Source organism: Micromonospora sp. PRAS1 (assembly GCF_059553435.1).
Genome location: NZ_JCANNB010000012.1, coordinates 95,941 through 108,363 on the forward strand (window position 1 = coordinate 95,941; position 12,423 = coordinate 108,363).

A 12,423-nucleotide genomic window follows, 5' to 3' on the forward strand; every position below is an offset into this window, starting at 1 on the left:
CGAACCGGATCGACGGAACCGACACCGTGCGCGCAGGGGTAGCCTGTCCGGCGTGCGATCCGTGGCTGTCTCTCGGGGCCCGCTGGTCGGCAGGGACGTCGAACTCAAGGTTCTCGACGAGCTGATCCAGGGCGCCCGGTCGGGTCGGGGCGGGGCGCTTGTGGTGCGCGGCGAGGCCGGCATCGGCAAGAGCATGCTGCTGGCGTACGCCCGCGATGCGGCGTCCGGCCGGCACGTCATCCAGGCGTCCGGGGCGCAGTTCGAGCGGGAGCTGCCCTTCGGTGCGCTGCATCAGCTCTGTGTGCCGGTGCTCGGTCACCTCGAGGAGCTGCCCAGCCGGCACGCCGACGCGCTGCGGGTGGCGTTCGGGCTGGCGGCGGGCACACCCGACCTGTTCCACATCGGTGTGGCGACCCTGGGGCTGCTGGCTGCCGCGGCCCGGATGCGCCCGCTGCTGTGCCTGGTCGACGACGCTCACTGGCTGGACGCGGCGTCGTCGAAGGCGCTGGCGTTCGTCGGTCGGCGGGTGGCCGCCGAGCCCATCGCCATGCTGTTCGCACTGCGGCAGCCCGCCCGGGACGAACTGTCTGAGCTGCCCTGCCTCGACGTCACCGGACTGGGCGACGCCGAGGCACGACTGTTGCTCGCCGCCCAACGTCACCTGCTGCTCGACGAGCAGGTGCTTCACCGGCTGCTGGCTGAGGCCCGGGGAAACCCGTTGGCGTTGCTCGAACTGCCCCGGGCGGGCGGCTTCGGGCCGCCGGACACCGCGCCGGTGCCGACCCGGATCGAGCACAGCTTCCGGGCCCGGCTGTCGGACCTGCCAGACCAGGCCCGTCTCCTGCTGACCGTGGCGAGCGCCGACCCGACGGGCGACCCCACCCTGCTGTGGCCGGCCGCGCGCCTGGCGGGCGTCGACGTGTCGACCGCCAGCGCCAGCGTGGCCGCGACGGGGCTTGTCGAGTTCTCCACCGGCGTCCGCTTCTGCCACCCGCTGGCCCGCTCCGCGGTCTACCGGGCCGCATCCGGGCCGGAACGACAGCGGGCACACCGGGCACTGGCCGAGACGACCAACGCCGACACCGACCCCGACCGGCGAGCCTGGCACCGCGCCCAGGCCAGCGTCGGCCCCGACGACGCGGTGGCCGCCGAACTCGTCCGGTCGGCCACCCGCGCCCAGGCGCGCGGCGGCATGGTGGCCGCGGCGGCCTTCCTGGAACGCGCGGCCGAGCTTTCCGAGGATCCCGCCCGCCGGGTCGAACGCACGCTCGCGGCGGCACAGGCCACCCTCGTCGCGGGCCGCCACGACCGGGCCGGCACGCTGGTCCGGGCGGTCGAACACGGCGCGCTCGACGAGTTCCAACTCGCGCATGCCGACCTGCTGCGGGGCCAGGTCGCCTTTCAGACCCAGCGGGACGAGAGCGGCCCGGAGTTCATGATCCGGGCCGGAAGGCGGCTGGCCGGGCTGGATCCGGAACGCGCCCGCCGGTGCTTCCTGGACGCGATCGAGATGAGTTTCCTCGTCGGCCGGGCCAGCGGCGTGCTGGATTCGGTGCTGACCGCGGTGCGGTCGGTGCCGGTGACCGCGTCGCGTCCGCCGGACGTGCTGGACGCGTTGAGCCTGTTGAACTCGGCGGGACATCGCCGCGCGGTCCCGCTGATCCGGCAGGTCCTCGACGGTCACGACGGCGCGGGATGGACCGAGCACCCCGCGCTCGCCCTCATGCTCGCAGCGGAGATCTGGGACCCGCACCGGTACTTGGCGATCGTCGAGTGGCTGGTGCGGACCGGCCGCGAGTCCGGTTCGCCACTGCTGCTGCGTCTCGGGCTCGCGCAGACCGCCTCGTACGGCGCGCTCACCGCCGACCTAGGGCTGGCGATGGCGTCGATAGCCGAGGAGGAGGCGATCGCCGACGCGATCGGAGGGCCGCCGATGCTCTATCACCGGATCCATCTGGCGGCCATGCGCGGTCGCCGCACCGAGGCGCTCGCACTGTTCGAGAAAGCCGTGGTCGCAGCCACCACGAGCAGCAGTGGTCTCCTGATCGGCAACATCGACTGGGCGTCTGCGATGCTGCACAACGGTCTCGCCGACTATCCGACCGCGCTGGCCGCCGCCCGTCGGGCCGTCGCGGACGGGACCCTCTTCCTCGCCAGCTTCTCCCTGCCAGAACTGGTCGAAGCGGCGGTCCGCTGCGGCGACTCCAGCGCCGCCGCGGCGGCGCTGGAGTCGCTTGTCGAACGCGCCGATGCCAGCGGGACCGCCACCGGTCTGGGCATCGCCGCGTACGCCCGCGGGCTGGTGACCGGGTCCGAGGAGCACTATCGGGCCGCCGTCGCGTACCTGGAGCAGAGTCCGTTGTTGGCCTACCGGGCCAGAGCCCATCTCGTGTACGGGGAATGGCTGCGGCGTGAGGGCCGCCGGCGGGATTGCCGAGAGCACCTGCGTACCGCGCACCGCCTGCTGTCCGAGGCCGGGTTGGACGCGTTCGCCAGGCGGGCCGCCGTCGAGCTGCGCGCCACCGGAGAGCGGCCACGTCAGCGGTCACCACACACCTACGACCAGCTGACGATTCAGGAGCTGCACATCGCCCGGCTGGTCGCCGGTGGAGCGACGTCAAGTGAGGTGGCCGCCCAGCTGTTCATCAGCCCGCGCACCGTCGACGCCCACCTGCGCAACATCTTCCGCAAGCTCGGCATCACCTCTCGGCGGCAACTCAGGCACCGGCCCGATCTCGGGACGTGAACCCGCCGGGGCAGGACCGGTCTGCTAAACCGGAGCCGGGTCGTCAAGGGCATCGAGGTAGCGGGCGAAGCCGTGCGGGGCGCGGTTGCGTCGCCGGGCGCTGGTGAGCACCGGGCAACCGGCGTCGGCGACGACCCGCATGGCGTTGCGTCGGCCCCGATCGACGAGGTCGTGGTCCTCCCCGTGCGGCAGGTCGGAGAATCCGCCGAGCCGCTCGTAGGCGGTGGCGGCGCAGCCGAGGTTGGCCCCGTGGACGTGCCGGTGCCCTCCGCCGGTCAAGCCACGTCGATATCGCATTTCGAAGCGCTCACGGACCTGTCGCGGCCTCGGCGTCCAGTCGTCGACCAGGACGGTGCCGACCAGAATGTCGGCGCCGCCGAGGGCATGACGTAGCTGCCAGTCACCCCAGTTTCGGGGTACGCGACTGTCCGCGTCGGTGGTGGCGAGCCACAGACCGGACGAACCGTCACGCAGGGCGTACGCCATGCCGGCGGCCCGGGCTCGGCCTACGTTGCGGGCCTGCACGGTCACGACGGCGGCACCCAGGCGCCTCGCGACAGTGGCCGTCTCGTCGCGGCAGCCATCGGCCACGACGATCAACTCCGAGCGCACCGGCAGGCGACTGAGCGTGTCGAGCACCGCGGTCAGGCACTCCGGCAGCAGTGCCTGTTCGTCGTGGGCGGGCACCACGACCGCGATGCGCTTCACCACAGCCCTTCGACCTGCGCGACGGACCTGGCCGCTGGCGGCACCCGAAGAAAGACGTCGAGCAGAAAGTCCTGCTCCTCGTGGCGGGACGTCCGCACCAGAGCCGCCACCTCACCCAACCGTCGGTGTACGTCGTCGCCGCTGCGTACGTGCTCGGGCACCGGTGGTCGCCAGTGCACCGCGACGAGCGTGCCGCCCGGCTCGAGCGACTCCACCACGCGGGTCGTCAGCACGTCGAATCCGGCGTTGTCGAAGTAGTAGCCGAGTTCGGAGAGCACGATCAGATCGAAGCGGGATGTCGCCTCGGCGGGCCACTGCTCGGGGATGCGCATCTGCTCCACCCGTACGTGTGGTTGGTCGGCGAGTCGTCGCCGGGCGCTGCGCACGGGCACGGTGGCGAGGTCGACGGCCAGCACCCGGTCACACCGCTCGGCGAGCCGGCGAGTCAACGAGCCGGTCGAGCAGCCGGGCTCGAAGGCCGACCGGTAGCGCCGGCGCGGCAGGCAGGCGACGGTGAGGTCGTGCTTGCGCTTCTCGTACCAGCGGCTCTCGAAGCTCCACGGATCCTCGGTCGCGGCGTACATCTCCTCGAAATAGCTGGCCGGGGTGGCACGCGAGGTCATGACACCAGCACCGTCTCGTAGGGGCGTGCGAAGCGGGCGAGAACGTGCGGTGGCAGGATGGCGGCGTCCGCCGGCTCCGGTCCGAGCGGCAGGATCTGGCTGCGGAAGGCGTCGATCGCCGCCGCCTTGGCCCTCCGGGCGGCCTCCGTCAGGTCCACGCGGCGCGCCCGCTGCCAGGGCACGTCGGGATCGTCCGGTTCCGCCCAGTGCCACGTCCAGATCGGGAACTCCAGCAACCTCGCGCCGGTACGCCGGCAGGCGGCCGCAGCCGCGCGCCCGACCGCCTCGTGGTCCGGGTGGCCGTCGCCGCGCCAGGTGGTGACGCACCACCTGCCCGGTGTCAGTCGCGCGGTCAGTGTGTCGGTGAGCGCCGCCTCGTCGATGCCGCCGTCGGGATGCCCGAGGTGGTCGACGGCTGCCGCGTCGACACCGAGCAGCTTGCACGCGGCTGTTGTCTCGGCCCGCCGGATCGCGGCCAACTCCGCCGGGCTGAACACCGTCGAGTCGGGATGGGACGCCTCGCCGTCGGTGACGACGCAGACCTCGGCGCCACCGCGCTCGGCGAGCATGGCGAGCAGACCGCCGACGCCGAGGACCTCGTCGTCCGGATGGGGTGCGACGATCAGCGGCGGCCCGGCTTGCGGTCGGCCATCGAGCGCCAGCGCCGGCCAGCCGGCTGGTGCTGGCCATGCCCGCCACCGCCGCTCCTCGGTGCCCGCGGCGACGATCGGCCTCACCATCCCGGCTCCTCTGCCGCGACGACCAGTTCGCCCAGCTCAGCCAGGTCCGCCTCCGCATGGCTCTGCCGCAGGTACACCGTCAGGTCGGCGACCCGTCTGGCGTGGCGGGCATCCTGGCACAGCGGGCCCGCGCCCAGGGCCCGGCCGACCCGGTCGATGACGGCTACGGCGGTCGCCTCGACGGTGGCGCGCACCTGACGCGCCAACCGTTCGGCGTCGCCGGTGGGGTTCGCGTCGATCTCGTCGGCGGCGTCGAACAGGAAGGCGCGGGTGCTCGTCAGCGCCGCGTCGACCGCCCCGAGGTGCGCCAGGGCGTGCGGGTCGAGGCGACGACGACGCGCCGCGCGGTGCAGGGTGTCGGCGATGGCGACCGCTCCGCCGAACCAGCAGGCCGCCACGCCGAGGCCACCGTGCCAGAAGCCGGGCCGAGCGGTGTATTGGCCCGGATCGCCGACCGGGCTGGCGAGGACGCCGTCGAAGCGGACGGTCCGACTGTCGCTGGCTGCCATCCCGATCGCTGGCCAGGTGCCGGCGAGCGGCGTGCTCCCGGGCTGATTGAGGTCGACCGCGAACAGTCGGATCCCGTCGGCCGCGACGGCGGTCACCAGCGCCTTCGACAACAGGCCCGCCCCGGAACACCACGGACGTTCACCACTGAGCCGCCAGTGGCTGTCCTGCTTCGATGCGGTGACCGTGGCCGGCGCGGCGGCCCACACGCCCCACGGCTCGCGGTGCCACGCCGGGTCGATCTCCGCCCCCAACTCGGCGAGGATCGCGAGAGCGTCGGCATGCCCCTCACCCAGCCGGGCCAACACCAGGTCGCTACGGCCGAGCGCCATCAATCGCCGGAACCGTTCGCCGGTGCGTCCGCCTCCCGGTAACGGCAGGTCGAGGCTTCCGTCGGCCACGCTCGCACGGAACGCGTCGAGCAGGTCCTCTTGCCCGACCGGCTTTTCTGCACAGCCGACGGTCATTGTTTCTCCATTTCCGAGAGCGGCCCGAGCGGTCGCGGCTCGAACATGCCCAACTCCCCGGGTGCGCGAAACGTCGCGCGGACCTGCACGTGGCCCAGCCGTACCAGGTTCTGCGCCTGCTGGACCACCCCGTCGTTTCTGGGGATGCGGCCTAGGATCGGAGATGTGCCCCGTACGACCGGTGGAACCCCGGAGACCTTGGTCGGCCGCGAACGTGAACTGAAGGATCTGTCGGGCCTGCTGTGTGGTGACGATGCGGTCGCGCTGGTCCTGGGTATGTCCGGGGCGGGTAAGACAGCGGTGCTGACTGCGATGGCGCAGTCCGCCGCCGACCAGGGCAGCGTGGTCCTGTCCGCCACGGGTGCCCTGAACGAGCAGCAGTTGCCCTTCGGGGTGCTCGCTGATCTCCTCCGCCTCAGGCCGGATTCGATGGACCTGCTGCGGCGGATCGCACCCGTGGGCGACGAGGATCCACCGCCGAACCCATTGCGCCTGCGGCTCGAGGTGCTCTCCTGGCTGGAGACGACGGCAGAGAACACTTCGGTACTGATCGTTGTCGACGACGTTCAGTGGTGCGATGTCAGTTCCTTGTCGGTCCTCGGGTTCATCGCTCGTCGGCTGCGGGGAAGTGGTGTGTCCTTCCTGGCCGCGTGCCGCGATGGACAGATTCCGCAGCAGTTGGCCGACATTCCGGTGGTGCCACTGTCGCCCCTGGGGGAGACAGACGCGCGGCGGTTGCTACGCGTCACAGCCGTGGCACTGGACGGCGTCGCCCTTTCGAAGGTGCTGGACATGGCTGCGGGCAATCCGCTCGCCCTGCTCGAACTCGGCCGTGCGGTTGGGACGGGTGCACCGCTGAGCGCCCTGCCCTCCAGCGTCGAGCGCGCTTTCGCCCAACGGATGGCCGTGCTGCCCGCCGATACCCGGCAGTTGCTGCTGCTGGCCGCTGCCGGGGACGGCGACCTCGGCAGGTTGGGCCGGATCGTCGATCCTGCCGATCTGCTGCGCCGGCTGGTGCCCGCAGAGCTGGCCAGCTTGATCTCGATCACCAAGGGGAAGGTTCACTTCCAGCATCCTCTGGCCCGGGCCGCGGCCTACGGTTCCGGCACCACCGAGGAACGGATCCACGCGCACCAGCGGCTGGCGGCGGCTCACGATGACGACCCGGGCCGCCGGATCTGGCACCTGGCCGAGGCGACGATCGTTCCGGACGAGGATGTCGCCGCAGCGCTGGAGCAGGAGGCGGGCCGGTTGCACGGCCGTGGCGCGAACGCCGAGGCGATGAGCACCCTGAAGAAGGCGGCCGAGCTCAGCCCCGCTCGCGTCGACCGGGACAGGCGCACCCTGGACACCGTCTGGCTCGCCGCCGGCGGCGGCTACTTCGACTGGGTCATCGAGGTCGGCGGGCCGTTGCGCGGCCAGACCGCCGATCCGGCCATCCGAGTGGCGGCCACGCAGGTGGTGGCGTACGCGATGTCTCAGACGCTCCGGCAGCGCGATGCGACCCGGGCTGTGATCGACGCGTTGGAACAGGCGGTGGACCATGATCCGCACTGGGGCTGGTCGTCGCTGACGACGCTGGCGGTGCTCGCGTACCGGCGTGGGTCCGGCACCCAGCTGGTCCAGGAGTGGCTGGACCGGTACGACCAGACCCGGTCCCGTACCCCGGGCTCCTATCCCGAGATCGCGATCGCCAATCGGGCCTGGATTCGCGCCCAGATCAATCCGCTCGTCCGGCCACCGGACCTCCTGGAGACGGTGCGAACGGCACCGGTGCCGGACTATCCGCCGAGTCTGCGAGCCACGCACGAAATGGTTCTCGGTGCTGCTGCCTGGATCCTTGACGAACCCCGTGTCGCTCTGGTGCGGCTGGGCCGTTCGGTCGACATGCAGCGGGAGGACTCACCGGCGAAGACGACAAACACCCTGATCGCGCTGGCCCAGGTGCAAGTCGATGTCGGCGACTATGACGCCGCGGACCAGACCGGGCGGCTGCTCGTCGACATCGCCGCTACCGGCCGGCACGCGTACGCCGGCGAACACGGGCTCGAGGTGCGGGCCCGGGTCGCGGCCCTGCGGGGAGACACCGACGAAGCGCGTCAGATGTGCGAGCAGACCCTGCGGACTCTCGAGATCGGTGAGTTCGCCGCGTTGGAGGCGAACATCCAGGTGACCCAGTCACACCTCGCTTTCGCCGAGCACGATCCGCAGGGTGCCTGGAATGCTCTTCGACCGCTTTTCGACCCGGATGGCGAGCCGGCACATCAGCACATCTCCTATCGCGAACTGGCCCACTACATCCGCATGGGGGTTCAGGCGGGGATGGTTGAGGCGCTGAGGCCGGTCGTCGCGGTGGCCGAAAGACGCCTGGCCGCCGCCGGGCCCCGGCACCGCCTTCAGCTCGCGCGGGCACGAGCACTGCTCGCGGCCGAGAACGCCGAGCCGTTCCATCGCGAGGCGATAACCCATCCGCTCGCGGTGCAGTGGCCCTTCGAGCTTGCGCGCGCCCACCTGGAGTACGGTTCCTGGCTGCGCCGTCGGCAGCGGTTGACGGACGCGCGAGCGCAGCTCCACCTGGCACTTGCCGGTTTCGAACGGCTCGGCGTTCGGCCGTGGCGGGGGCTGACAGTCACCGAGTTGCGGGCGGCGGGTGTGGCGACGGCGGAACCCGCATCATCGGCCTGGGCCGGCCTCACCGGTCAGGAACGCGAGGTGGTCCGGCTGGCCGCGACCGGCATGACCAATCGCGAAATCGGCGCATCGCTCTTCCTGTCGGCCCGCACGGTCTCCACGCACCTGTACAACGCCTTTCCGAAGTTGGGCGTGACCTCTCGGATGCAGCTTCGCGACGTGGTTCCCCAGGATCGTCCCGGTACCGACCCGGCGAGCTGAGATTACGTCACCCTACGTATGCCGACCTTCCCATTGATCTCCATATGGTCGTGCCCATCGGAAGTCCTTCGGTGGGGGAGTCTCGTGAACATCCTCGGTCGCGATGCGGAGCTGCGTGAACTCGGGAAGATCCTCGGTGACGGGCAGGACAGCCAGGGCGGCTCGATGCTGCTTCTCGGTGGGCCGGGGATCGGCAAGACCACCCTGCTCAAGGCCGCCACGGGTGACCTTCCCGGCAGGCAACTGCTTGCGGTGGACGGCTTCGGGGCCGAGGCCAGGATGCCGTACGCCGCCGTGCAGCGGCTCATCCGCCCGCTGCGGGCACACCTGACCGCAGTACCCCGCAGGCTCCGGCAGGCCCTGTTGATCGGTGTGGGCGAGATCGCCGGTCCGGCACCGGACCGGTTCCTCGTCGGCCTCGGGATGCTGGGCCTGCTTGGTGCGGCGGGTCGGGTCACCCCGGTGGTGTGCATGGTCGACGACGCGCACCTGCTCGACGCGGAGTCCCTTGACGTCCTCGCCTTCGTCGGCCGTCGCCTGGAGGCGGGGCCGGTGACCCTGCTGCTCGCCGGACGCGACAGGGAACCATTGCTGAACCGCACGGCGGGTATCGCGACGGTACAGCTGACCGGCCTGCCGCAGGAGGCGGCCATCCGGCTGCTCACCCGGTCGTTGCCCGCGCCCATCGATCCGGTGGCCGCCGTCAAGGTGGTGGCCGCCACCGGCGGCAATCCGATCGCTCTCGTCGACCTGGCCGGTGAGCTGACCGCCCGGCAGCTCACCGAGTCCAGTCTCGACGATGTGCCGCTTCCCATCGGGCGTCACCTCAACGAGCACATCCTGGAACAGGTGCAGGTGCTCGGGGCCGACGTACGGCTGTGGTTGCTGGTTGCTGCTGCCGAGTCCACTGGGAACCTGGATCTGATCACCGTGGCCGCCCGAGAACTGGGCCTACCGGATGACCTCGGGGCAACCGCCGAGACGGCGGGCCTGGTCGAGCTGGGCCGTTCGATGCGGTTCCGGCAGCCGCTCGTGCGATCCGCGGCCTACCATGCGGCCCATGGCGTGGAACGTCGTCGGGCGCATCGCGCCCTGGCCGACGCGGCCGAAAAGCTCGCTCTCGTGGAGCGGGCCGCCTGGCACGCAGCCAAGGCGACGCTCGGCGTGGACGAGGATGTCGCGCAGCGGCTCGAACTGGTCGCCGACCTGGCAGCCGAGCGCGGCGAGGTCGCCTCGCAGGCCCGGGTGCTGGTCGAGGCATCCGCCCTGACCCCGCCCGGCGGGCGCAGGCACGCCCGGGTGGTACGCGCCGCCGAGGCCGCCCTCAAAGCGGGTACCAGCCAACTGGCCAAGGATCTGATCGACGAGATCGACGAGGAACTGCTCGACCCGGTGTCCCGAGGACGGCTCGTCGCCGTCGGCGCCGACTACTCGCTGATCGTTGGCGCGCCGGCCCTGACGCATGCGGCTGCGGACATGCTTGCCGCCGCGGTGTTCTTTCACGGCAAGGACGCCGTCCGGGAACAGGCCGCCCTGATCAGGGCGTGGGAGTGTTCCCTTTCCTCGGCGCGGTTGACCACCGGCCTGGAATGGACCGAACTCGGCCGCCGGCTCGCCGTCGGCGCCCGGGCCAGAGAGGGAAACGCCGCGACGATCCTGCGGGCTCTCAGCACGCTGATCCTCGAGCCCTATGTTGCTGCGGTGGCACCGATCCGAGCCGCCTTGAGCACCTTCGAACGGATGGATACCGTCGAGACTCTCACGTTCGGTCAGAGTGGTGTGGCCCTGGCCGCGGTGGTGTGGGATGTCGAGGCCCGGCATCGGCTGGCGACGAAATGGGCTGATGCGGCCCGCGCTGCCGGTGCTCACCACACGCTGCACAACGCACTGTGGGTGTTGTCGCTGGCCGAGGCGATCGGTGGCACGCCACGGCGAGCAGCACAGTATCTGGAGCAGGCACGCGAGTTGCGCCGCGCGACCGGCCGCGAGGCGGAGCACGTGGCCGATGCGGCCGTGCTGGCCTGGTCTTCAACGACACGCGACCAGATCCGGGTCCTGGGTGAGAAGACGGAGCAGATGGGATTCGGCGGGGTGCACGACGCCGCCATGTCGGTGCTCGCCACGGTCGACATCGCCGAGGGGCGGGACACCGACGCCTATGAAAGGCTGAAGCCGCTCCTCGACGACCCCGTCCCGCACGTCACCGCGATGGCATGGGCGGACTTCACAGAGGCCGCCGCCCGTAGCGGTCACCTCACCGACGCTCGGATCACCCTGGCCAAAATCGAGGAACGTGCCGCTGCCTGTCAGACACCGTGGATCCGGGGCGTGGCCGCGAGGTCTCGCGCGGTGGTCGAGGCCGTAACCTCCGGCGATGAGGTGGAACAGCACTTCCGTACCGCCGTTGCCGCCCTTGACAACTCCCGCGCCATGGTCGACGAGGGCCGGGTGCACCTCGCTTACGGTGAGTGGTTGCGTCGGATGAAACGGCGCGCCGACGCCCGTCCGCACCTGCGGCGGGCAGCGGAGATCTTCAGGCAGGCAGGCGCCGACGTGTTCCTGGGCCGCGCAACACGCGAGTTGCGGGCCCTCGGCGACACCATCTGGATCGAGGCGACGCCCCGACACCCCGCTGGGCTCACATCTCAGGAGTTCACCGTCGCCGAACTCGCTGCCGGCGGTCATACCAACGCCGAGATCGGTGCGGCCACGTTCCTGAGCGTCAACACGGTGGATTACCACCTCCGCAAGGTCTTCCAGAAGTTCGGCATCTCCTCTCGGCGGCAGCTCGCGGACCGGTTGGGGAACGGCTGAGCCGGACCGACTACGTGTCGCACGTGGTCCGCCAGCGCCATCCGGAGTAGCAGGCTGACAGCGGCTCATACCAGACACGAGGAGGGCTCCATGCCACATGTGACCATCGACGATGGCGCGCAGATCTTCTACCGGGACTGGGGGACCGACGGCACGCCGGTCGTGCTCAGCCACGGTTGGCCGCTCAACTCGGACGCCTGGGAGGCCACCGCGCTCTTCCTGGCCGAGCGGGGCCACCGGGCCATCGCCCACGATCGCCGTGGCCACGGCCGGTCCAGCCAGACCTGGCACGGCAACGAGATGGACACCTACGCCGACGACCTTGCGTGCCTCATCGAGAAGCTCGGTCTCACCGAGGTCACCCTCGTCGGGCACTCCACCGGTGGCGGCGAAATCGTGCACTACATCGGCCGGCACGGCACCGAGCGGGTGGCGAAGGTGGTGCTGGTCGGTGCCGTACCCCCGTTGATGCTGCGCACCGACGACAATCCGGAGGGTCTGCCGATCGAGACCTTCGACGCCATCCGGGAGGGCGAGCGCAACAACCGCTCGCAGCTCTACCGGGACCTCGCCGACGGCCCGTTCTTCGGCCACAACCGCACCGGCGACGTCGACCAGGGCTTTCGCGACGCGTTCTGGTTGCAGAGCATGGCCTGCGGCCATCGAGCAGCGTACGAGTGCATCGCGGCGTTCTCGGCCACCGACTTCCGGCCGGACCTCGCCAGGATCGACGTGCCGACTCTGATCATTCACGGCGACGACGACCAGATCGTTCCGTTCGAGGTCGGCGGCGCTCGTTCGGCCCAGATGATCGATGGAGCGCAGCTCAAGGTCTACCAGGGCAGCGGACACGCCCTACCGGACACCGACCGCGCCCGCCTGCACGACGACCTGATCACCTTCATCGACAGCTGAGGAGTACCACC

General features: G+C 70.8%; 8 protein-coding genes. 4 read left to right on the forward strand and 4 right to left on the reverse strand.

Annotated features, from left to right (window positions below; all coding sequences use genetic code 11):
* The first annotated feature begins 52 nt into the window (after positions 1-52).
* Positions 53-2,746, forward strand: coding sequence for an AAA family ATPase (locus AC507J_RS13880; RefSeq protein WP_496289551.1), 2,694 nt, complete (start codon positions 53-55; stop codon positions 2,744-2,746).
* Between the two features lie 24 nt (positions 2,747-2,770).
* On the opposite strand, the gene AC507J_RS13885 is transcribed toward AC507J_RS13880, so the two are convergent.
* The 4 genes from AC507J_RS13885 to AC507J_RS13900 are packed head-to-tail and all read right to left on the reverse strand — an operon-like array spanning position 2,771 to position 5,791.
* Positions 2,771-3,454 (reverse strand): glycosyltransferase, encoded by a 684-nt coding sequence (locus AC507J_RS13885; protein WP_496289552.1) that lies wholly within the window; start codon positions 3,452-3,454, stop codon positions 2,771-2,773.
* Positions 3,451-4,077, reverse strand: a complete 627-nt coding sequence (locus AC507J_RS13890; RefSeq protein WP_496289553.1) for a class I SAM-dependent methyltransferase — start codon at positions 4,075-4,077, stop codon at positions 3,451-3,453. Before AC507J_RS13890 ends, AC507J_RS13885 begins: the two co-directional genes overlap by 4 nt.
* Complete coding sequence (locus AC507J_RS13895) at positions 4,074-4,817, reverse strand: PIG-L deacetylase family protein (protein WP_496289554.1); 744 nt, start codon at positions 4,815-4,817, stop codon at positions 4,074-4,076. The genes AC507J_RS13890 and AC507J_RS13895 overlap by 4 nt, the downstream gene beginning before the upstream one ends.
* The gene (locus AC507J_RS13900) at positions 4,811-5,791 is read right to left on the reverse strand and encodes an acyl-CoA dehydrogenase family protein (protein ID WP_496289555.1); all 981 of its coding nucleotides are present in this window, start codon (positions 5,789-5,791) and stop codon (positions 4,811-4,813) included. The genes AC507J_RS13895 and AC507J_RS13900 overlap by 7 nt, the downstream gene beginning before the upstream one ends.
* Positions 5,792-5,956: 165 nt before the next feature.
* On the opposite strand from AC507J_RS13900, the gene AC507J_RS13905 reads away from it, so the two are divergent.
* The 3 genes from AC507J_RS13905 to AC507J_RS13915 all read left to right on the forward strand — a co-directional run bounded on the left by AC507J_RS13905 (position 5,957) and on the right by AC507J_RS13915 (position 12,412).
* Positions 5,957-8,683, forward strand: coding sequence for an ATP-binding protein (locus tag AC507J_RS13905; protein ID WP_496289556.1), 2,727 nt, complete (start codon positions 5,957-5,959; stop codon positions 8,681-8,683).
* Positions 8,684-8,767: 84 nt separating this feature from the next.
* Complete coding sequence (locus AC507J_RS13910) at positions 8,768-11,497, forward strand: helix-turn-helix transcriptional regulator (protein WP_496289557.1); 2,730 nt, start codon at positions 8,768-8,770, stop codon at positions 11,495-11,497.
* A gap of 90 nt (positions 11,498-11,587) precedes the next feature.
* Complete coding sequence (locus AC507J_RS13915) at positions 11,588-12,412, forward strand: alpha/beta fold hydrolase (RefSeq protein WP_496289558.1); 825 nt, start codon at positions 11,588-11,590, stop codon at positions 12,410-12,412.
* Positions 12,413-12,423: the final 11 nt, after the last annotated feature.